A 21,108-nucleotide genomic window follows, 5' to 3' on the forward strand; every position below is an offset into this window, starting at 1 on the left:
CTCCCCGTGCCCTCCGCGGGGTGAGACGTGTCACCGCGGAGGGCCCCCGAAGTCCTTCCCGCCCCCGTTCGCACGCCCGCGCGCCACCCCCGGGGCACGGGGAACGAGTGGTCCGGCGCATCCCGCCACCGCCCCGTACGCCTGCCGGCGAAAGCCGAACCCCGTCCACGGTGACGGCCCGGCGAGCGCAGCGCCCGGCGATGACGGCAGGGCGGCGGGGGGACCGCCACGGTCCACCTCGATCACTCCGCAACACCGCACCTGAACCGGCTCACGGCGCGCCGCTCACCGTCGGCGCGTGCGGCGCGGCCGGCCACCCGAGGAAAGGAAGGCGCCCATGAAACCCCGGTCGTCCAAAACCGGCGAGACGGTCATCGACCACCTCCTGTACCGCTTGAGCGGTTTGGGGGTGAACCACCTGTTCGGCGTCGCCGGTGACTACAACCTCCCTGTCCTGGACCGTGTGCTCGCTCACCCGAAAGTGAAGTGGATCGGCACCGCGAGCGAGCTCGGCGCCGCCTACGCGGCCGACGGCTACGGTCGCACGCGGGGGTTCGGAGCGCTCCTCACCACGTCCGGCGTGGGTGAACTGAGCGCGATCAACGGGGTGGCCGGCAGTTACGCCGAGCGTGTCCCGCTGCTCCACATCGTCGTCGGACCGACGCAGGCCTCCGAACGCGCCGGGCTGGTGGTCCACCACACCATGGGGGACGCGGACTTCGACCGGTTCGCCCGCGCGCACCGGCAGGTGGTCTGTGCCGATGCCGTCCTGCGGCCCGGCAACGCCCTCGCCGAGATCGACCGCGTGCTGGCGGCCTGTCTGAACGAGAGCCGCCCCGGCTACCTCCGGGTGCCCCGTGATGTCGCCCTGGCCACCGTCCGGTCACACCGCCCGCCACCGCTCCCCCGCGAGTGGGCCGCCGACCCGGGCAGTCTCGAAGCCTTCCGTGCTGCGGCCCGAGCCCGGCTCGCCGCCGCGGACACCGTCGTGGTGCTTGCCGACTTCCTCGTGGACCGGTTCAAGGCCCGTTCCGAACTGGCCGGTCTGCTGCGGGCAGGAGCCTTCTCCCACGCGGTCCTGGCCACCGGGAAGACCGTCGTCGACGAGAGCGCTCCCGGCTTCCTCGGCCTGTACGCGGGAGCGATGAGCGAGAAGCGGGTCCGTCTCGCCGTCGACAAGGCCGACCTGCTGATCCGTGCCGGGGTGCTGCTCGCCGACATGACCACCGGTAAGTTCACGCACCGTTTCGATCCCGCTGCGGGCATCGATCTCGGGCCCACGACCGCCACGGTGGAGGGCGCCACTTTCCCGGACGTGCCGCTGGCCGCGGCACTGGGCGTGTTGACGGACCTGGTCAGTGACCTCGCCATGGCCCCCGCCGGCGCCCGACGCCGCGAGCCGGCCGCGCCGGTACACCGGGTCCCCGCCCTCCCGGCCACGGCCCCCGGGAGGGTCCTCGCCCACGGGCCGAGGCTGTACCGCTCCCTGCGCCCGCTCACCCAGTCCTCCCTGTGGGAGGCGGTGGGCAACGCCATCCGTCCCGGCCACACGGTCGTCACCGACGACGGCACTTCCCTGTTCGGCATCGCCGACCGCCGCTTCCCCCGCGGAGCCCGGTTCATCGCACAACCGATGTGGGCGTCCATCGGTTACAGCCTGCCCGCGCTGCTGGGAGCGCAGCTCGCCGACCCCTCCCGCCGCGGAGTGCTGATCATCGGCGACGGTGCGGCTCAGCTCACCGCCCCGGAACTGGGCACCATCAGCCGCTACCGCCTCAAGCCAATCGTGATTCTGGTCAACAACCATGGCTACACCATCGAGCGGATCACCCACGGCCTCCGCGCCGAGTACAACGACGTCGCCCGGTGGCGCTGGGGCAAGGTACCGGCCGCCCTCGGCGTCTCCCACCCCCTGGTACTGAAGGTCCGCTCCCCGGCCGCGCTGGACCGCGCGCTCGCCCGGGCCGCGGCCACCCCCCACCGCCTCGTCCTGATCGAAGCGGCGACCGGCCGGTACGACGTCCCGCCGGCGCTGAAGCGCCTGGCTCTCAACAGGCCGGACAGGGCCCGGTGGGTCGCCTGACGGGTTCGCGCCCGCGGTCGGGCACCGCAACCCGCTCGACTGCGGGCGGGCTCCTCCTCCGGCCTGGCCGCCGGGGCGGCCTCCGCTCCGGCCGCACCTGTGGAACGCGGCAGGACGACGGGGCTCCCTCCACCGGAAGGACTGCCGAACCTCGGTCACTCGATGGGCTCACAGCGCGGTACCCCCGGTACGGGGGCTCCGCTCAAGAGGGCTCCGTCAGGTCTTGCCGCAGGGTTCCCGTTCGGGAACACGGTGAGACCCGTGGACGCGCACGAAGTGGACCCGCGTACGGGCGAAGCCGGCGTCATACGCCGCTGGTGTGCCGGTTCCACGGCGCGTGGCGGGGTGAGGTCGTGCAGGCGGGCAATGCCGAGCGCACCCGTCGCCCCTGAGGCGGCCGCCCCGGATGATCTTCGAGGTGCTCATCCGCGCGGAGGCGTGCCTGACGCGGTGCGGACCTCGTGAGGGAGGCGTGGCATCCCTCCTTCCGGGCCGGTGGTCCTGCCTGGCCGCGTTCGCAAGGGCGGGGGCGACCGGACCGGTGCCCGACGACCGCCGTCCGCGATCACCGTGGCCTGGCCGACGACGCCCTTCGCACCGGGCAGCGCCCATGCCCCGCAGCCGTCGCGGTTGCCCGGCAGCGGCCAGCCGGCCGTGACGTCCAGGCGGGTGCCGGCGTCGATGACGACCTGGTGGCCGGCCGGGTGACGGCAATCCCTCGGCTGCCGTGACCGTGTGGTCACGGGTGGGAGGCGGCCGTGGGTCAGTGCTCCTCCGCCGGGTGGAGCCGGTGGGCTTCCTCATGCCGCCCCAACGCCTCCAGGCGACCGCGGAAGGCTTCCAGGCCTCTGGCGCACTGCACAGAGCGCACCCCGCCCAGCACCTCCACGCCTTGTGCCGCGGAGCCGTAGCTCCGCTCCACCTCCCCGAGCTGCAGCTCCACCGATGCCAGGAGCAGCAACCTGAGAGCGCGGCGCCGGGCGTTCGGCGCGCCTTCCCGCAGTGCCTCCTGCGCCCACCGGACGGCGGCTTCGGGCCGGCCCAGGTCCTGGTAGCAGTGCGCCAGCTCCTGCGCCAGGTACGCCCGGTCGACGTGGGGAATCCCTTCCTGGCGTTCGTGCGCGTCGGGACCGTCACCGTTCAGCACTTCGAGTACCTGGTCGACGGCCTTCTCGCAGGCACCCGCGTCCCCAAGAAGGGCGTGGCCGCGGGCTTCGGCGGCGTAGAAGACCGCCCGAGCAGTCGGAGTGATCCGGCGTTGCGTTCCTTCCCGAGCCACCTTCGCGAGCTGAACGGTTTCACCGGGGTTGTCGAGCAGCAGGGCCACGTGCCCCATCCCCGACGCAAGCACGTAACCTCCGAAGACGCGGTCGTCCGCCGCCTGCGCCAGACGCAACGCCTGTATGTAATAGCGCTGGGCGAGCCCGAGCTGCCCGGTGTCGACCGTCATGTAGGCGGTGAGCTCCGTCAGCCGCGCGACGGCGCCGAGCAGGAGCCGCCCGGTCGACTCCCGGTACGGGCCCGCGAGCAGCCCGGAGACGACGCTGTCCAGGTAGCGCACGGCGACCGGGCGTATGTGCCCGCTGCCGAAGCTGTGGTCGAGGTCGGTCAGGGCGGCGGTGGTCGCCCGCACCACCTCGATGTCCGCCAGACCGACCGCGGGGACGCCGCTGACCGCGACACTGGGATCCGGCTCGGCGATCAGCCAATCGCGGCTGGCCTGGACGAGCACGGAGGTGCCCAGCCGCTCCCTGGTCACCGGACCGCTGTACTTGGTGTCGCTGCGCCACAGAGCGCACGCCTGTTGGAGGGCGCCCGCCACCGTCGGCTCGAACCGCAGTCCCACGCTGGGGGCCAGCCCCGGGCCCGTGCTCATCCCTATGTCGTCGACGGTCACCGTACGGCCCAGCTTGCGCTCCAGCGCCTCGGCGATGATGGCTGGGGCGCGACCACGAGGTTGCTGGCCCCTAAGCCACCGCGCCACCGACGTCTTGTCGTAGCGCAGATCAAGTCCGTGCTCGGCACCGCAGGTATTGACCCGGCGGGCAAGTCCCGTATTCGAACACCCCGCTTCTTCCATCACGGCCCTCAGCCGTTCGTTGGCCTCACGGCCAGCACGCGGTGCTACGGCCATATTCACGTCTCCTTCTCAGGACCTGCATCGGGATAGGTACCCGCCGCCGAGCCGCAACAGCCCGGGGGATTTTGGCCAATTTCGGATGGCCGATTCCGGGCGCATCCAACGGCAAGCAGACATGGACTTCGGCAGGTCGGCCGTCCAGGGCGCAAGAGGTAATCCGACTCGATTTGATCGATGGACGTACCGCCATATCACTTCACATCGAAGATGCGTGCCGCCCGCATCCGCATCCATCCAGCGGTCGCGTTCTGGATTCCCATCCGTTCTTTTCCAGGCCATTGGCCTTCAGGGAAGTGGACACACTTCGTGCCGCGAAGGCGCCGCACGGTCCCCGGGTTCACCCGCCGTCAGCAACGCCGGAACGGTGCGACGGGGCGCGATGCCCTTTCCTGCGGCGGGACGGGCGGGACGCAAGGTGGCGACTCATCCGCCGCGACGTCTGTGGTTCACAGGCCCTGCGGCCGCAGGCCCGGAATTCGGGAGCGAAGAACCCGCGACGTCATCCCGGCACACTGAGCGGCACCTCTCCCGGTCCGCCCGCAGCCGCGGTACACACGCACCGCTCGGGCCTTCCTCGCCACCGGTATCCACTGCCGGCCCCGGCCAGGCCCAGGAAGCAATATGCCTCGCTTGCCCTGCCAGCCGATGAAACGAGGATGCTCCTTGCGCTGCCCGGTGGCGTAAAAGGTGGATGGAACAGTTTTTTGGGTCCAGCGACCCCTCCTCGCCCGGAACACGGTTCCCACCCGCCCCACCACGACTCGGTCGACAATGGTGACGAGCTGGGACACATGATTAGCCATTGGCACTAGTGAACGATAGACGTGCGTTCGGGGCAACCCTGCTGCAGGGGCGCACAGAAGGCTACCGGCATCCTTTGGCGCACATGTTAAGTGAGTAGTACTCGCCCGTATGCACTTCGGGACGCGTACCCCCTCGCGACGTGTCCCACGAGTCACTCCAGGAGTCACCGGTGACAGGGACCGGGTAGCCGTACGCACGTGCGCAGACTGCCGCGCCGCCCGCCGTGCGGCATACGCCGGGCTTCGGCCCCGCCTCGCAAGTACGGCGTCCGCCTCGTGCACGCCTTGTGAGGACCGGTCCGCTGGACGCCCGGGCCGGGAGAGCCGTGCGGTGGCGTGGCAGCGGAAGGCGCCTGTGCACCGGGGCCGCGCCCTGCGCAACCGGGTGCGGCGTGCGCGTCGCCGACCGGGTCGCGCCCGGTACCGCCACCGCGGTGCACTGGCGGTGCGCGCGCGGATGCCGCGGCACGCGCAGGCGTGCACGCCGCGGGGAGGGACCGCTTCGGGTCCCGCCCCGTGCGCCTGCCGGCGCCGGAAATCCGAAACTAGGGTGCCGTTGTACCCGCACGCCCGGCCCGTCGGAAAAGGACGCCAAGGTGAGCCGCGGGGATGTAGTTTCAGGTCTCGCCGCACGACTTCCATTCCGCTTCCGTACGGGAAAACGCCCGCTTAGGTCCGAGCGCGGCACCCTTTCACTCGCAGTCCGCCGATCATCAACCAGTCCGCCGTGGCCCGGCTTCGAAGAAAGCCCATCGTTTCCTCTGGCGGTACGGCATTCGATCACGCTGGAACGTGCCACGCCCACGCGCACGACACGAGACGGGACACCGTAATGAACAAACCCGCCGCCGCACCAAGGGGAACAGTGACGGAGTACTGGACCAACGTAGGAGGGACAGCCGTCCGGTACCTCGAAGCCGGGCAGGGAGAACCGGTGCTGCTGATACACGGCGAAGGCAGCGTCTCCGAACAGTGGTACAGCGTTCTCCAGGGCCTTGCCGGCAGCCACCGGATCATCGCCGTGGACCTGCCGGGATACGGCCACAGCGAACCGATCCGGAGCGCCGGTCCCGAAGCGATGGCCTCCTTCCTGTGGAGGTTCGCCCAAGTGGTCGGTGCGGAACGGCCCGCGGTCATGGGGCACTCCTTCGGAGGCGCCGTGGCCGTCCACATGGCCCTGCAACGACCGGACCACGTGCCGTCTCTCGTCCTGGTGGACTCCGCCGGCATGGGGCGCGCCATCAACCCGGCCATGGTGGTGCTGGCCGTCACACCCCTGGGTGACCTGACGAAGTGGCTGATCCCTCGCTTGCCTTTCGGACCGCGCCTGCTCGTGGTCTCGGTGGCGGTGATGGCGGCCTGTCGCCCCTGGAACATCCCGCGCCCTTGGTGGTCCAGTCAGACCAAGGCCGTTTCCTCATCTGAAGCCCTGCCTACCACCCTGCGTTCGCAGCGCTCCTCGGTGGGGCCGCTGGGACAGAAGAACCTTCTCGTCGGGCGGTTGCCCGAACTGCCGATGCCGACCCTGGTGGTCTGGGGCGTCCAGGACCTCTTCGTACCCTTCTGGCAAGGGATCGCCACTCGGCGCCGCCTGCGCAACGGGCGTCTGAAGCTGGTTCCCTGCGCCGGCCACCTGGTGCCGGCGGAGGCCGCCGGTGAACTGCTGAAAGCCGTCCGCCCCTTCCTCGCTCACTCCTCCGGGGTGGCGGCTGAAGGAGGACTGCGACGGTGAGCACCGAAGCCGATGTGATCGTGGTGGGATCGGGCCTGGCCGGTCTGGTCGCGACATACGAGTTGACGCGCGCCGGACGACGCGTGGTCATCGTCGACCAGGAGAACCAGAACAACCTCGGTGGCCAGGCCTTCTGGGCTGAGGGCAGCCTGTTCCTGGTCGACAGTCCCGAGCAGCGCCGGCTGGGCATCAAGGACTCCCGTGAACTGGCCCTGTCCGACTGGCTGGCCTCGGCCGGGCACGACCGCGACAGTGAGGACCGGTGGGCCCGCAGGTGGGCCGAGGCCTATGTGGACTTCGCCGCCGGGGAAAAGCGCGACTACGTGTACCGGCTCGGGCTGCGCCTGCTGCCCCTCGTCGGATGGATCGAGCGGGGAGAGGGAACCGCGACCGGTCACGGCAACTCCGTCCCCCGGCTCCACTACACCTGGGGAAGCGGACCGGAAGTAGTACGGACGTTCCGCAAACCGGTGTCCGCCGCCGCCACGCGCGGGCTGGTCACCTTCAAGTATCGGCACCGGGTGGACGAACTCGTCATCGAGGGCGGGGCCGCGGTCGGCGTGCGGGGAGCGGTGCTGGAGCCCTCGCGGGAGCCGCGCGGCGTGCCCTCCTCTCGGAAGGAGACCGGGAGGTTCGAGATACGTGCGCAGGCGGTGCTCATCGCCTCCGGCGGCATGGGCGCCAACCACGACCTCGTGCGCGCCCACTGGCCGGCCGAACGTCTCGGCCCGGCGCCGGCGACGATGCTCACCGGTGTGCCGGCGCACGTCGACGGACGCATGCTGCAGATCACTGAGCGCGCCGGCGGCTCGGTGGTCAACCTCGACCGCATGTGGTTCTACAACGAGGGCATAAAGAACTGGGCTCCCGTGTGGCCCGGCCACGGCGTGCGCCTCCTGCCCGGCCCGTCACCCCTGTGGCTCGACGCGACAGGACAGCGGCTGCCCCCGCCGCTGTTCCCCAGCCACGCGTCCCTGGCGACGCTGCGGCACCTCAGGTCGACCGGTCACGACCATTCGTGGTTCCTCATGACCCACTCGATGGTGGACAAGGAATTCGCGCTGTCGGGATCCGATCAGAACCCCGACCTGACAGGCAAGAACTGCCTGCTCCTGCTCCAACGGCTGAAGAAGAGCACGATGGCGCCGATACGCGCGTTCATCGAGAACGGCGAGGACATCCTGGTGAGCCGTACGCTCCCCGAGTTGGTGGAGGGCATGAACGCCCTCACGCCCGGACCGCTGCTCGACTACGCGCGCGTGGAGCGGGAGGTGGTAGCCCGCGACCGTCAGGTGGCCAACGACTACGGCAAGGACATACAACTGATGGCCGTGCGCAATGCACGGGCGTACCTGCCGGAGAAAGCGGTCCGGATCGCCGCTCCACACCGCCTGCTCGACCCGGCCCACGGTCCACTGGTCGCCGTACGACTGCGTCTGCTCACCCGAAAGACACTGGGCGGAGTGCAGACCACCCTCGGCTCACAGGTCGTGCGGCCGGACGGGACGACTTTCGACGGTCTGTACGCGGCGGGAGAAGCAGCCGGATTCGGCGGCGGAGGAGTGCACGGGTACAACGCCTTGGAAGGGACCTTCCTCGGCGGGTGCATCTTCTCCGGCCGGGTCGCCGGCCGTACGCTCGCCCACAACCTGGCGTGAACCGTCCCGGACCGTCGGCAAGTGCCGGGGGACGGCCGCGGGCAGGCTGGCACATACCGGGCCGCGGGACCGGTGCTCCCGTGGGGCCGAGCGGCAAGCCTGCCCGCTCAGGCCACCGTCGTCGGCGCCGCATGCGCGAGTGAACCGCTCCGGGTCTGGTGGAGGCTCGATTCCCTGAGTCGATCGAGTCATGGCCCGTCCGTCCCCTTACCCTGCCGATCTTCGTGAGCGTGCGGTGCGCATGGTCACGGAGGTCCGCTCCCATTACCCAACTGAGTGGGCCGCCATGAAGGCGGTCGCCGCGAAGCTGGGCATCGGTTCCGCCGAGACGGTGCGGACGTGGGTCCGCAAGGCCGAGGTCGACACAGGCCGGCGTCCCGCGGGGTGACCTTGGAGGAGGCCGCGGAGATTATGCGGCTGCGGGCCGAGAACGCCGAGTTGCGCCGGGCGAACGAGATCCTCAAGGCGGCCTCGGCCTTCTTCGCGGCCGAGCTCGACCGGCCGTCGAAGCGCTCGTAGCGTTCATCGAAGCCCACCGGCAGGTGTTCGGGGTCGAGCCGATCTGCAAAGTCCTGACCAGCCACGGACTGAAGATCGCCACGAGCACCTGCTACGCCGCCAAGAACCGCACTCCCAGTGCCCGGTCGGTCCGCGACGCGGAGCTGAAGACGCAGATCAGCCGCGTCAACGCCGACAACTTCGGCGTCTATGGAGTGCGGAAGGTCTGGCGGCAGATGCACCGCGAGGGCATACCCGTGGCCTGCTGCACGGTCGCCCGGCTGATACGTGATCTCGGCCTTGAGGGTGCCCGACGCGGGAAGAAGATCCGCACCACCATCCGTGACGACGGCCGAGAGCGGGCCTGTGACCTGCTGGGACGTGACTTCACCGCATCTCGTCCGAACGAGCGGTGGGTCGCTGACTTCACCTATGCCGCGACCCCGGCCGACCGGGGCCAGGGGCGGCCGTGGCGGCCGGGCACCCCGCCGCCGGCGCCGATGGACCCGGACCTCCCGGCGGGCTCCGGCTCGGGGTGTCCGAGTCCCGCCGCGGGGGTGGCGAGCTTCATGCGGCTGCCCATGTTCAGCCGTACCTCGCCGTAGAGCTGGCGGGGTCAGGGCCCGCATGTCCTCGTCGGTCAGGACGAGCGCGAGGCGTACCCGGAAGCCGTCGAACAGGCCCACTCCGACTTCGCCGCCCTGAAGGCCGGGGAGGTATCCGGGCCAAGCGGTACGAACGAGGTACCGCAGATGCCGGGAACCGTCCAGTGATCCCTCCCTGCACCGGATGAAGGGCGACCCCCCGCTTCTTGGAGCGCTGCCCGGACAGGTCGGGCCCTTCGGCCCGTACGGCCCCGGCATGCGTGATCCCGGAGACATGGACATCGAGGTCCTGGCCGTGCCGGACTGCCCTCACCAGCAGCTCGCGGAGGAGCAGCTGCGGCAGGCCCTGAACGACGCCGGGCTGGACACCACCGGCTTCACCATCCGGGTGGTCGCCGACCAGCCGAAGCCGAGCGGTCCGCCTTCACCGGGTCCCCGACGATCCTGACCGACAGCCGCGACCCGTTCGCCGAGCCCAGCACCACACCCTCGCTCGCCTGCCGGATCTACCGCGCCCCCCGACGGCTCGGGCGGGGCGCCCGGTCTCGACCAGCTCCGGCAGACCCTCCACGAAGCCGCCGGCACCACAGCCTGACCGCCGAGGAGCGGCACGACACAGAGGGCCGCGACGGTCATGTCGCCGCCGGGCTCCTCTGCTGTTCAACCCGACGGGACTACAGCGGTTCTGCGGTGGCCAGCGCGTCGCGTAGACCGGCGGGAAGCGCGGGGTGATTGCGCCAGGCAACGCAGGTGTTGGGTGACCGCGGACGCCGCCTACGGCTACAGCAAGGGCTGGCGGCACGAACTCGAGCAGGCCGGCATCTTTCACGTCATGGCCACCACCCGGCACGACACCGTCGTCACCCGCTGGGCCATCGACCACCCCGTCCACGACCTGTTCCAGGATCTGCCCCGCCGGCACCACACTCGACGAGCTGATCCACATCGCCGGGAGTCGCTGGGCGATCGAGGAGTGCGTCCAGACCGCCAAGCAGGAATGCGGTCTGGACGACTACCAGGTCCGCTGCTACGACGGCTGGCACCGGCACATCACCCTGGCCATGGCCGCCCACGCCTGCCTCACCGTCCTGCGGGCCCGCGAGCTGGACACCGGGAAAGCAGAAACGGATCCTCCCAGCTCATCCCTCTCACCCTGCCCGAACTCAGGCGTCTGATCCACCACCTCCCTCGCGCCGCCCAGCATTCCATCGACCACGTCCTGCACTGGTCACACTGGCGACGCAGACGACAACACCGAGCCCGCACCAGCCACTACAGACGACGAGGCCACACACCACCAGAAACTGCCCCACCAGCACGCAAAAAACCGTTGCAGTGCTAGCCAGATGCTGGCCAGCTGTTGGTGCCGCCCTGGTGAGCGAGAGGTTTCAGGCGGTGGTGCGGTTGCCTTGGCGTGCGGCAAGCGCGGCGTCGGCGGTGGGATGGGCGGGCAGGAAGGTGTCCATCCCGGTGACGCTGAGCAGGCGGCTCAGCCGGTCGGGGATGGCCGCCAGGGTCAGGGAGCCGTCGGCGTCCTTGGCGCAGCGCCAGATGCCGACGAGGGCGCCCAGCCCTGAGGAGTCGCAGAAGGTGACGCCCGCCAGGTCGGCGACCAGGTCGGGGTGCCCGGCCGCGATGAGGTCCAGGGCGCGGGCCCGCACGGCGGGCGCGGTCGTGATGTCGAATTCGCCGGACAGTGCGATCACGGCCAGGGTGCCGTCGGTGTGCGGGACGTTGATGTGGAGTGCGGCGGTCATGGGCGTCGGATCTCCTGCCCGACGGAGACGTCGGCGGTCGGGACGGCGGCGCTGTGAACGGTGGTGGTGATGCCCGCGGGAGCGGCATCGGGGGTGGGGACGGACAGGGCCAGCAGGGCCACGTCATCGCGTTCGGTGTCGGGGAGGGTGTCCAGGAGCGCGACGGTGTCGTCGATCAGGCGGCCGGCCCTGACCGGCGTTGGCCGCCGGGCGAGGAAGTCGGTCAGGCCCGTGTCGGCGAGCATGTGGCCACCGGCGGTGCGGGCCTCGGTCAGCCCGTCGGTATACAGCAGCAAGCCCTGGCCGGGTGCCAGGTGCAGGGTGCGTGAGGCGAAGGCGGCTTCGGCGAATGCGCCGACCAGCATGCCGCCCTTGGCTCGGACCGCCTCCACCCGTACACCGCCTTCCTCGGCAGGGGTGAGGTGGTAGGCGGGCGGGTGGCCGCCGGTGGCCAGCGTGACTGTGAAACCGCCGTCAGGGGCAGGATCGAGCAGGCCGAAGATGGCGGTGCAGAAGCGGGTTCCGACCGCCGCGTCCAGCAGCAGCGCCGTGTTCAGGGCATTCAGCGCGGCCGTCGAGTCCGCGTCGACGAGGGCCGCGGCCCGCAGCGTGTAGCGGGTCAGTGAGGTGACCGAGGCGGCTTCGGCGCCCTTGCCGCACACATCGCCCAGGAAGAACGCCCACCGGTCTGCGCCGATGGGGAAGACGTCGTAGAAGTCGCCGCCCACTTCCTGCGGGGAGGCGGTCTTGTAGTGGCAGGCGAGCTCCAGCCCGGGCACCGCGGGCAGTACGGGAGGCACCAGGGTGCGCTGCAGCGTGGAGGCGAACGCGGCGATGGCCGCCTTGTCCCGCTCCGCGCGCTGCCGGGCCTCTTCCTCGGCCTGGCGCTTTTCCTGCTCGACCCGGCGGCGCTCCTGCTCGGCGCGCACCACGTGCAGCGCCGACAGTCGCAGCTCCAGCTGGTCACGCACCATTGTCGCCAAGTCCGCCAGCGTGGCCGAATCCGCCTCGCTGATCTCGCGGGGGTGGGTGTCGAGGACGTTGACCGTGCCCAGCCGGTACCCGTCGGCCGTGATGATCGGAGCGGCGGCGTAGAACCGCACCCCCATCGGGCCGGCGACCAGCGGATTGGAGCAGGCGACCGGGTCGAGCAGGGTGTCGGGGATGACGGTGGTGTCATCGGTGAGCACCGCCGAGGCGCACAGGCCCGGATCGCGGCCGATCTCGGTGACGCCTTCCAGCCCGTGCGTGGCCTTGAACCAGATCCGGTCCTCGTCCACGATGGTCACCGTCGCCACCGAAACCTCGAACAGGCGCGCGGCCAGCGCCGCGACCCGGTCGTAGGCGCCGTCCGGCGGGGTGTCGAGAATGTCGTAACGGCGCACCGCTGCTATCCGCGCCGCCTCGACCGCTGTGGCCGGAGGATCGTGCAGTGCTATCGCAGGCGGGCTCGCTTGCTCCGGCATAACCCTCGTCTCGCTCATCCCCCCAGGAAGACGCCGACCAGACAGTCAGCGCCCCCACACAGTACCGACATGCCCCAGCCCACCCGAACCGACGACGAACTTCGCGGAAACAGCCGCAACTGAGCGCAGTGATCACGGACAGGCGAAACGTGACGGCCTTCGCGGCCCGGCGGTTCGCCGACCGCAGCTGCTGGCCGACCGGAGCGCGAACCTCCGTCGACGCGGTCGTCCCGCACACCCGGAGGTCGACTGGGAGCAGCTGCGGGCGGTGGAGAAGGCCGGCGCTTCCCGCTCGCCGCGTCGGCTAAGGAGGCCGCCCCGGGCTGTTCCGGGCCGCTGCTCGTCGATGCCCCCTCTGTCCCGTGTCCGGTGGGAGGGACGGCGTCGACGTGTGGCGTCAGCCGCGGCGGCGGAAGAGCCCGCGGACCTTGCCCGCCTCCTGGTCGTGCTCCGGCTCCGGTGGCGTGGCGGCCTGGAGGCGGGCGGCTTCGGCGGCGGCTTCCTCGCGGGGGACGTCGGCGTGGCAGATGCCGGCACACCGACAGGTCCCCGGCGCTCCAGGCCGTCCGGCGCGTGGTGGCCTCCTCCCCTTGCTGGTCGCACCCGCCTGCACTAGGCGGTTTCGTTCGGATCATGGGGTGGACCAGTCGCCTGCGCGGGGAGCCCTGCCGCTACGTGGCCGCGGTCTTCTTGCGGTGGCGAGCAAACGGACCTGGCCGCCGTACGGGAGCCGTTCCAAGCCCGCTCAGCGAAGCTTCAGTTCGGGAAGGAGCGTTCAGTCGGTCGCATCGCTCGGGCCGCGTGGTCAGTTCGCTGAGGGGAGTGGCAGGACGAGGCGGAAAGTGACGCCGCGGCCCTGGCCCGGGTCGAGTTCAAGTCGGCCGCTGTGGCCCTCGGCGATGGCGGTGGCGATGGCCAGGCCCAGTCCGGAGCCCCCTCGTGCCCGGGTGCGTGCGGGGTCCGCCCGGTAGAAGCGCTCGAACACGCGCTGCGCGTCGGCGGCCGTCAGTCCGGGGCCGTCGTCCTCGACCTCGATGACGGCGACCCGGGTGCCGGCCGGGAAAGGCGGTGCCATGCTGACGCGTCCCGGCACGTTGACGCCACCGGTACGGGCGCCGGCCCGGCCCGCCCCCACGCGCACCTGGATCCTCGTGCCGGGTGGGGTGTGGGTGTGGGCGTTGGAGAGAAGGTTCTCGACGATCTGCCGGAGACGGTGGGGGTCTCCTACAACTTCCACCACATCCAGTTCCCCCTCCACTTCCCCGGTGTCGGTGTCGGTGTCGGTGTCGGTGTCGGTGTCGGTGTCGGTGTCGGCGGGATTGTCGGACAGGGGGGACAGGCGCACGGGGTGGCCCGGTCGCTGCATGGCTGCTGAGCTCACCGCGTCTGCCGCCAGGGACAGCAGGTCTACGTGTTCTTGCTGGTAGTCGGGGTGCCGGTCCAGTTGGGCGAGTAGTTGGAGGTCGTCGACGAGCAGGCTCATCCGCTCGGCGTTCTGCGCGACGTGCCGGTCGGCTTCCCGCCGCTCCCGCGCGGTGCGGCGGTCGGAGCGCAGCGCGAGCTGGGCGAACCCCTGGATGGCGGTCAGCGGGGTACGCAGTTCGTGTCCGGCGTCGGCGACGAACCGGCGCAGCCGCCCCTCCGACGCCTCACGCTCCCGCAGTGCCTGCTGCAGCCGGTCGAGCATGGTGTTCAGGACGGTGCCGAGACGTCCGATCTCGGTTTGCGGGTCGGTGTCGGGCAGCCGCAGGTCGAGCTGCCCGGCGGTGATGGCCTCGGCGGTGCGCTCCATGCGGGTCAGCGGCAGCAGGCTGATCCGGACCACCTCACGGCCCAGCACCCACAGGGCTGCCACGGTGACGATGAGGAGCAGGCCGTTCAGCCAGAGGATCCTCGATGTCGCCCCGTCCACGGTGTCGAGCGGCAGCGCGATGACCACGGTCAGGTCCCGTGGTCCGTCCCGGCGCAGGACGCGCCAGTTTCCGTCTCCGGTGTCGGCCGCCACCGAGGTCGGGCTGCCTTCGGTCGGCAGGCGGTCGATGCTGTCGGGGAGCTGGGGGCCGGGCTTGTCGTCCGTGCCGAGTTTCTGAGGGAGGCGGTTGCCGCGGGCGTCGTAGAAGTAGACGCGGAAGTCCGAGGGCAGCGCCTCGGGTTCCGGCTTGCCGGGGCGGCGCGTGTCGAGGAAGGCGGAGGCGGGCATGGGCCGGAAGTCGGCGAGCCGCTGGTCGACGCCGTCGAGGAGCCAGGACCGCAGGACGAGGAAGCCGATCAGCTCGGCGGCCAGCACGGCCAGGGTGGCCAGCACGGTGACTCCGAGGACGAGACGCCGGCGCAGTGAGCGGGGCGCGCGGAGGCCGGTCAACGGTCTGCTGTCCCGTGGCTCGCGCGCGGTGTCCGCAGGCTGTAGCCCACGCCGCGGACGGTGTGGATGAGCGGCGGGTCGAAGCGATCGATCTTCTTCCGCAGGTACTTGATGTAGGTCTCGACCACGCGGGTGTCGCCCGCGAAGTCGTACTGCCACACATGGTCGAGGATCTGGGCTTTGCTCACGACCCGGCCGGCGTTGTCCATGAGGTACGACAGCAGCTTGAACTCGGTCGGGGAGAGCTGTACGTACTCGCCGGCCCGGTGCACCTCGTGTGCCCTCTCGTCGAGCTCGAGGTCGGCGTAGCGCACGACGGTGTCCGGCAGCAGAGCCCCTGAACCCAGGGTTCGCCGCAGGATGGCCTGGATACGGAGCAGCACTTCTTCGATGTTGAAGGGCTTGGTGACGTAGTCGTCGGCGCCGATGCTCAGCCCTTTGATGCGGTCGTCCACACCGGTGCGGGCGGTGAGGAGCAGAACGGGTACCAGGTTGCCGGCCGCGCGCAGCCGGCGGGTCACCTCGTAGCCGTCGAGGTCGGGCAGCATGATGTCCAGCAGGATCAGGTCGGGCTGCAGGCGCGCGGCCTCGGCCAGCGCGGCGGCCCCCGTGTCGGCGCTCCTGACGTGGTAGCCGGTGAGACTCAGCGTCGATTCGAGCAGCGTGCGGATGCTGGGCTCGTCCTCGACGACGAGAAGCCGATGCTGCCGCTTCTCTTCGGTCCGCTCGGTCATATCGGCACTACGATCCGTTCTCTCACCACGCTCCCGGCACTCCGTCCCCGCCTGGAGGCTATCCCGCACCGGGTCCGGCGCGCCGTTGGCGTGAGGGGCGCGCCGGGCCCGGTGCGGGAGCAAAGCAGGTCGTGTCAGGACGACGACAGGGTGCCCTTGCGGAGCGTGACCGCCCGGGGCGCGTGCTTGGCCAGGTGGGAGTCGTGCGTGACCATGACGAAGGTGAGTCCGTCCTCCTTGCAGCGGGTCTGCAGGACGTCCATGATCTCGTCACGGGTGGACTCGTCGAGGTTGCCCGTCGGCTCGTCCGCGAGCAGTACCTGCGGCCTCTTGACCAGCGCCCGGGCGATGGCCACCCGCTGCTGCTGGCCGCCGGACAGCTCGCCCGGCACGTGGCCCAGCCGCTCTCCCAGCCCCACCGAGGTGAGGGCCTCGGCGGCCAGCTCGCGCCGCTCCTTCGCCTTGATGCCCAGCGGTACGAGGGCCGTTTCGACGTTCTCCTGGGCGGTCAGTGTGGGGATGAGGTTGAAGCTCTGGAAGACGAAGCCGATCTTCTCGCTGCGCAGGCGGGTCAGACGGGCCTCGGGCAGCGTCGCCAGGTCGACGCCGTCGAGCAGCACGCTGCCGGAGGTCGGCCGGTCCAGGCCGCCGAGCATCTGGAGGAGGGTCGACTTGCCGCCGCCGGTGGGGCCCTTGATGACCAGGTAGTCGCCTGCGGTGATGGTGAGGTCCACTCCGGCGAGCGCGTGGACGACGCCCTTGCCGCGGGTGTAGCGCCGGGTGACGCCGGTGAGTTCGTACATGGTGGTTGCTCCTGCGGAGAGGGACGAGAACGGGTCAGGCGACGCGGGAGAGGGCGTCGGCGGGGCGGAGCCGGGAGGCACGCCACCCGCCGAAGGCCCCGGCGACGAGGCCGCCCGCGACGGCGAGGCCGACAGCCAGGACGATCACGGAGAGGCTGACCGGTGCGGAGAGGACTACGTCGAGCGTCTGTGCGGCGGTTTCGCGTGCGCCGCCGGGGCCGCCGCCCATGCCGCCCCCAGGACCGCCCCTGCCGCCACCCCCTCCGGGGCCGCTCACGCCGCCGCCGGAAGCGCCCAGCTCTGCGGAGAGCGAGGGCCCGAAGGCGGTGACCGCCCAGGCGCCGGCCAGGCCCAGCCCGATGCCGATGGCGCCACCGACCAGGCCCGTCACGACGGCCTCACCGACGACCTGCCCGGTGACCCGGCGCGAGCGCCAGCCCAGCGCCTTGAGGGTGCCGAACTCCCTCACGCGCCGGGCGACGGCGGACGAGGTGAGCAGGCCGGCTACCAGGAACGCCGCGGCCAGGACCACCACGGACAGCCAGCGGCCGACCGTCTCGGCGAGGCCGGAGGCGGTGGACAGGGACCCGGAGACGGTGTCCGCCAGGTCCTCGGACGTGGTCACAGTGGCGTCCGGAACCGCCTTGAGCACCGCGGACTCCACCGCACCGAGCTGCTGCGTGTCATTGGCCTGCACGTAGACGGTGGTGATCTTGTCCTTGGCATCGGCCAGGGCCTGCGCCTGGGCGAGCGGCAGGTAGACGTCGGCGGCAGCGTCCCCGCTGGTCGCGGTGGCCACGCCGACGATCTCGAACTTCGTGTCGCTCACCGTCACCGTGTCACCGGTGGTGAGCTTCTTCTCCTTGGCGTAGGCGTTGTCCACCACAGCCACCTTCGCCGACGTCTCCGACGTCTCGAAGCTGCGCCCGTCGGTGATCTCCGAGGAGGACAGCGGGCCCATCCCCGGATGCGCGACGTCGGTGCCGTACACGGTGAAACTGTCGATGGAGAAGTCGGCGCCACCGCCCGTCACCTCACCGTCCGGGCCGCCGCCCCGCCCAGCGCCCGGCCGCTGCTGGAACTGGCCGCGACTGAACTCACCGTCGACCTTCACCACATTGAGGCTGAGCCCGCCCACGGCGTCCGCCACACCGTCCGCCTTCGCCACGGACGAGACCGTAGCGGCGTCCAGAGTCTGCAGGCCCTGCACCATGACCCGGTCACTGCTCTGCCGCTCACCATCCTCCCCCTCGCCACCTGCGTCGAAGCGGAACCGTGGCCGCTCGCCACCGGTCTCCGACGGCGGCTCCGGGGCCTTGGTGACGGTCATGTCGGTACCGAGCCCGTAGAGGGATTCCAGGACTTGTTCCTGGGCCTTCCCCATGCCGGTGGAGACGGCGTTGACCACGATGACAAGAGCAATACCGAGAGCCAGTCCGGAAGCGACGACGAGCGCCGGCTTTCTCCGGCGGCGCAGCTCACGGCGCAGATAGGTGAAGAACATGCGCCGCACGCTAAGCGGGCCGCCTGGCAGCACCGTGAGCGTTGTGTGAGAGAACGCCGAGAGTCTCACCGCAACGGACACTGTTCTTCGCCGACGATGACGTCGTTCGGATCATCGGGCGGCCTAGAGAGGATGCCCGCGAGGCGGAGTTCGGGTCAGGTAGATGGTCGCGGTCTTCTCGTGGCGAGTGGCGATGCCACTCCACTGGGAACTCAGCGTCGATCCGCTACCAAGTGAGAGCCAGCGCGCGGGTTCTGCTCCATAGGCGTAAGAGATTCTGCGAACTCGCGCGCTTCGGCCTTCGACCTCCTGCGACGCGGGGATGTGGGGCTGGCGGGGTGGTCGTACGCGCGGCGGCGGGGCGCGCTGGAGGCGTTGTTCGCCGAGTGCGTGCTGCAGGCGCCGGACCATCCAGAGGCGCGGTCGGCGGTGGACCGGGCGCATCACTGCTGGCACCGTGCGCGCGGATCGTGCCGGACCAGGCGGCGGCCGGTGCGTGTGATCCTGCGGGGTACCTCCCGGCCTACCAGGGCCGTCGGTATGACGAAGCAACCGCCGCCGGCGCTGGAGGTGGTCCGGGCACGAGCACGCCAGGACCCGTCCGTTCGGCTCGGTGTCGTCGGTGATGTCGGGTCCCCCGTCGGCACGCGCTGCGTCCCGAAGGGCCGCGTTCAGTCCGCCGCACCCGCGTCATACACCGCGAGAGCGATCTGCACACGGTTGTTGAGGCCCAGCTTGGCCAGGACGCGTGAGACGTGCGTCTTGACGGTCGGTACCGACATGTAGAGCTCCACCGCGATCTCCGCGTTGGTCCTGCCCCGTCCCACCGCGACCGCCACTTCCCGTTCCCGGTCGCCGAGCAGCGCCAGTTGCTCCCTGGCCCGCCCGGCCCGGGCCTCGCGTTCGCCCGTACCCTCCGACACCTGCGCGATCAACTGCTGCGTCACCGCGGGCGAGAGCACCGGCTCACCCGCCACGACCCGCCGCACCGCCGCCACGATCTCCTGCGGCGGTGTGTCCTTCAGGAGGAAGCCGGCTGCGCCCGCGCGCAAGGCCCGCAGCACGTGCTCGTCGGTGTTGAACGTGGTCAGCACCAGCACCTCGGGGGGACGGGTCCTGTCCTGTGCGGAGCTTCCGGGGAAGCTCCGGGCATGGCCGGCGCGCAACGCCTCGGTAGCGGCGAGCCCGTCCATACCAGGCATCCGGATGTCCATGAGCACGATGTCGGGACGGTGTCCGGCCACCAGCGCCGCCACGTCAGCCCCGTCTGCGGCTTCGGCGACCACCTCCACATCCGGCGCGCCCCCGAGCATCAGGCGCAGCCCGGAGCGGACGAGCGGGTCGTCGTCGACCAGAAGGACTCGGATCATGACGGTCACGTTAGCGGCCCACTGCCTTGGTGCCGCCCCAGGGCAGCCAGGCACACAGCACGAACGCGCCGTCCCTAGGGCCGTGCTCCAGCCGCCCGCCGGCCAGCCCGGCGCGTTCTCCGAGCCCGATCAGACCCTGCCCCGCTCCCGGGATCGCTGTCCCCGGGCCGCCCGGGAGCGGGTTCGCCACAACCACCGTCAGTCCTTCCCCGGGCTGGCCCGACACGGTGACCGTGACCCCGGTGTCGGGCGCGTGCTTGCGGGCGTTGGTCAGGCCCTCCTGCACGATGCGGTACGCGGTGCGGCCGGTGGCGGCGGGGAGCGTGTCCGCGTCCCCGGCCTCCTGGTGGTACGCGACGCGCATCCCGGCCTCGCGGGACTCCACGACCAGCCGCCCCACGTCCGCCAGCGTCGGCTGCGGCTGTCCCCCGGCCCCGTCCGGGCCCGCCGTCGGCGCCCGCAGGACACTGATCACTTCACGCAGGTCCTGCAGTGCCTGGTGCGAGCTGTCGCGGATCACCTCGGCCGCGCGCCGGATGTCCGCCGCGGGGGCGCCCGGGTTGAACTGCAGCGCCCCCGCATGCACGCTCAGCAGCGACAGCCGGTGGGCGAGGACGTCGTGCATCTCCCGGGCCATCTCCTCCCGTACCTGCCGTCGGGCCTCCTCGGCGGCCCGAGCCGCCCGTTCCTCCAGCGACGCGATCAGCGCCCGCCGGGAGCGCACGTACAGCCCCCAGCCGATGGCACCCGCCACCAGCGCGAAGTAGGTGAGGGCCGAACCGGCCGCCTCGGCCCCGGCGTCCGGACCCTGCACCAGGAACACGAGGAACTGCACCAGCGCGACCGCCGCCACCCGGACGGTGACCCGCCGTTCTCGATGCACCGCCACGGTGAACAGCGCCACCAGCGTGACTCCGGTCAGATGGTGGAAGTACGTCCCGGCCAGCATCAGCGCCACGGACAGCTGCACCGCCCACCGCCGCCACAGGAACACCAACGCGCAGGCCAGCCCGCCGACCACCTGGTCAGCCGTCCGCTCGCCGCCCGACATGCTCTCGTCCCGGTGCACCGAGTCTGCTGTGACCACGGCGAAGACCACGGCGAAAAGAAAGAGAGCGATGTCGGCGAACCAGTCGCGGCGGCTGCGCATACCGCCGAACCTACGCCTGCGGCACAGCCGTCCGGCTCCTGCGTGCCACGGCCCGATACCTTCGGACCACAAGACCGCCAGCCCCGTGTACCCATGACCGATACGGGCCCTGGCCTGCGGCTCCTACGGTCGAGGCCATGAGGGGCATACTCGGTTTCATCAGCTTCACGCTCATCGTCGGCGGACTGCAGGGCGTCGTCCACGAGACCTTCGGCACGTGGATCCCGCTCATGGGCTTCATGAAGCACCTGTACGTCGACGGCTACGAGATTCTCATCAGTATCGCGCTCATCACCCTGGGCACCGCCGTGGGCACCGCCGCGCAGAGGGCCCCGAAGAGGTGAAGGCCGCTCAGACCTGCTCTCGGGCACGCTGGGCTGCTTGGACCGAGGTCTCAGGAAGGTGCGGCTCCGGTGTTGCCGAGCGGCGGACCGTGCGAGTGG

General features: G+C 70.8%; 16 protein-coding genes, 1 pseudogene and 1 other annotated feature. Of the genes and pseudogenes, 8 read left to right on the top strand and 9 right to left on the bottom strand.

The window, feature by feature from the left end; genetic code table 11:
* The first annotated feature begins 337 nt into the window (after nt 1-337).
* Nucleotides 338-2,083, top strand: a complete 1,746-nt coding sequence (locus tag V1J52_RS11720) for an alpha-keto acid decarboxylase family protein (RefSeq protein ID WP_330139652.1) — start codon at nt 338-340, stop codon at nt 2,081-2,083.
* Between the two features lie 763 nt (nt 2,084-2,846).
* On the opposite strand, the gene V1J52_RS11730 is transcribed toward V1J52_RS11720, so the two are convergent.
* Nucleotides 2,847-4,217 (bottom strand): NsdA family TPR-like regulatory protein, encoded by a 1,371-nt coding sequence (locus V1J52_RS11730; RefSeq protein WP_330139653.1) that lies wholly within the window; start codon nt 4,215-4,217, stop codon nt 2,847-2,849.
* Between the two features lie 1,743 nt (nt 4,218-5,960).
* On the opposite strand from V1J52_RS11730, the gene V1J52_RS11735 reads away from it, so the two are divergent.
* From V1J52_RS11735 to V1J52_RS26140, 6 genes and pseudogenes are all read left to right on the top strand, one after another.
* Nucleotides 5,961-6,758 carry an alpha/beta fold hydrolase gene (locus V1J52_RS11735; protein WP_330139654.1) on the top strand — a complete coding sequence of 266 codons (798 nt, stop codon included), beginning with the start codon at nt 5,961-5,963 and terminating at the stop codon, nt 6,756-6,758.
* The gene (locus V1J52_RS11740; protein ID WP_330139655.1) at nt 6,755-8,416 is read left to right on the top strand and encodes an FAD-binding dehydrogenase; all 1,662 of its coding nucleotides are present in this window, start codon (nt 6,755-6,757) and stop codon (nt 8,414-8,416) included. Before V1J52_RS11735 ends, V1J52_RS11740 begins: the two co-directional genes overlap by 4 nt.
* A 384-nt stretch (nt 8,417-8,800) precedes the next feature.
* On the top strand, nt 8,801-8,935 hold the full coding sequence (locus V1J52_RS11745) for a hypothetical protein (protein WP_330139656.1): 135 nt from the start codon (nt 8,801-8,803) through the stop codon (nt 8,933-8,935).
* Nucleotides 8,890-9,018, top strand: a sequence feature (AL1L pseudoknot). Its footprint overlaps the gene before it by 46 nt.
* Complete coding sequence (locus tag V1J52_RS11750) at nt 8,959-9,519, top strand: IS3 family transposase (RefSeq protein WP_330139657.1); 561 nt, start codon at nt 8,959-8,961, stop codon at nt 9,517-9,519. (Overlaps the previous feature by 60 nt.)
* A gap of 256 nt (nt 9,520-9,775) precedes the next feature.
* On the top strand, nt 9,776-9,967 hold the full coding sequence (locus V1J52_RS11755; RefSeq protein ID WP_330139658.1) for a hypothetical protein: 192 nt from the start codon (nt 9,776-9,778) through the stop codon (nt 9,965-9,967).
* Nucleotides 9,968-10,273: 306 nt separating this feature from the next.
* A pseudogene (locus tag V1J52_RS26140) lies at nt 10,274-10,694 on the top strand (transposase); the annotation flags it as partial.
* Between the two features lie 213 nt (nt 10,695-10,907).
* Here the strand turns inward: V1J52_RS26140 and V1J52_RS11765 are convergent.
* From V1J52_RS11765 to V1J52_RS11800, 8 genes are all read right to left on the bottom strand, one after another.
* Nucleotides 10,908-11,276 carry an STAS domain-containing protein gene (locus V1J52_RS11765; protein WP_330139659.1) on the bottom strand — a complete coding sequence of 123 codons (369 nt, stop codon included), beginning with the start codon at nt 11,274-11,276 and terminating at the stop codon, nt 10,908-10,910.
* Complete coding sequence (locus V1J52_RS11770) at nt 11,273-12,661, bottom strand: PP2C family protein-serine/threonine phosphatase (protein ID WP_330139660.1); 1,389 nt, start codon at nt 12,659-12,661, stop codon at nt 11,273-11,275. Before V1J52_RS11770 ends, V1J52_RS11765 begins: the two co-directional genes overlap by 4 nt.
* A gap of 886 nt (nt 12,662-13,547) precedes the next feature.
* Nucleotides 13,548-15,104: a sensor histidine kinase gene (locus V1J52_RS11775; RefSeq protein WP_330139661.1), complete on the bottom strand. Its 1,557-nt coding sequence runs from the start codon at nt 15,102-15,104 to the stop codon at nt 13,548-13,550.
* Nucleotides 15,101-15,838, bottom strand: coding sequence for a response regulator transcription factor (locus V1J52_RS11780; protein ID WP_330139662.1), 738 nt, complete (start codon nt 15,836-15,838; stop codon nt 15,101-15,103). Before V1J52_RS11780 ends, V1J52_RS11775 begins: the two co-directional genes overlap by 4 nt.
* Nucleotides 15,839-15,972: 134 nt before the next feature.
* Nucleotides 15,973-16,641 carry an ABC transporter ATP-binding protein gene (locus tag V1J52_RS11785; RefSeq protein WP_330139663.1) on the bottom strand — a complete coding sequence of 223 codons (669 nt, stop codon included), beginning with the start codon at nt 16,639-16,641 and terminating at the stop codon, nt 15,973-15,975.
* A 34-nt stretch (nt 16,642-16,675) separates the two neighbouring features.
* Nucleotides 16,676-18,145 (bottom strand): ABC transporter permease, encoded by a 1,470-nt coding sequence (locus V1J52_RS11790; RefSeq protein ID WP_330139664.1) that lies wholly within the window; start codon nt 18,143-18,145, stop codon nt 16,676-16,678.
* Between the two features lie 671 nt (nt 18,146-18,816).
* The gene (locus tag V1J52_RS11795; RefSeq protein WP_330139665.1) at nt 18,817-19,515 is read right to left on the bottom strand and encodes a response regulator; all 699 of its coding nucleotides are present in this window, start codon (nt 19,513-19,515) and stop codon (nt 18,817-18,819) included.
* A 10-nt stretch (nt 19,516-19,525) separates the two neighbouring features.
* Nucleotides 19,526-20,665, bottom strand: a complete 1,140-nt coding sequence (locus V1J52_RS11800; protein ID WP_330139666.1) for a sensor histidine kinase — start codon at nt 20,663-20,665, stop codon at nt 19,526-19,528.
* Between the two features lie 137 nt (nt 20,666-20,802).
* Here V1J52_RS11800 and V1J52_RS11805 point away from each other — a divergent pair, with 137 nt between their 5' ends.
* Nucleotides 20,803-21,009 (top strand): hypothetical protein, encoded by a 207-nt coding sequence (locus V1J52_RS11805; RefSeq protein ID WP_330139667.1) that lies wholly within the window; start codon nt 20,803-20,805, stop codon nt 21,007-21,009.
* Nucleotides 21,010-21,108 lie beyond the last annotated feature (99 nt).

Origin of the sequence: Streptomyces solitudinis (assembly GCF_036323765.1) — a bacterium.
Classification (GTDB): Bacteria; Actinomycetota; Actinomycetes; order Streptomycetales; family Streptomycetaceae; genus Streptomyces.

What these genes read in the sequence shown, in the direction of transcription:
- V1J52_RS11720 (WP_330139652.1), top strand. Translation starts at nt 338, where the DNA reads ATGAAACCCCGGTCGTCCAAAACCGGCGAGACGGTCATCGACCACCTC.
- V1J52_RS11730 (WP_330139653.1), bottom strand. Translation starts at nt 4,217, where the DNA reads ATGGCCGTAGCACCGCGTGCTGGCCGTGAGGCCAACGAACGGCTGAGG.
- V1J52_RS11755 (WP_330139658.1), top strand. Translation starts at nt 9,776, where the DNA reads ATGCGTGATCCCGGAGACATGGACATCGAGGTCCTGGCCGTGCCGGAC.
- V1J52_RS11765 (WP_330139659.1), bottom strand. Translation starts at nt 11,276, where the DNA reads ATGACCGCCGCACTCCACATCAACGTCCCGCACACCGACGGCACCCTG.
- V1J52_RS11780 (WP_330139662.1), bottom strand. Translation starts at nt 15,838, where the DNA reads ATGACCGAGCGGACCGAAGAGAAGCGGCAGCATCGGCTTCTCGTCGTC.
- V1J52_RS11785 (WP_330139663.1), bottom strand. Translation starts at nt 16,641, where the DNA reads ATGTACGAACTCACCGGCGTCACCCGGCGCTACACCCGCGGCAAGGGC.
- V1J52_RS11790 (WP_330139664.1), bottom strand. Translation starts at nt 18,145, where the DNA reads ATGTTCTTCACCTATCTGCGCCGTGAGCTGCGCCGCCGGAGAAAGCCG.
- V1J52_RS11795 (WP_330139665.1), bottom strand. Translation starts at nt 19,515, where the DNA reads ATGATCCGAGTCCTTCTGGTCGACGACGACCCGCTCGTCCGCTCCGGG.
- V1J52_RS11800 (WP_330139666.1), bottom strand. Translation starts at nt 20,665, where the DNA reads ATGCGCAGCCGCCGCGACTGGTTCGCCGACATCGCTCTCTTTCTTTTC.
- V1J52_RS11805 (WP_330139667.1), top strand. Translation starts at nt 20,803, where the DNA reads ATGAGGGGCATACTCGGTTTCATCAGCTTCACGCTCATCGTCGGCGGA.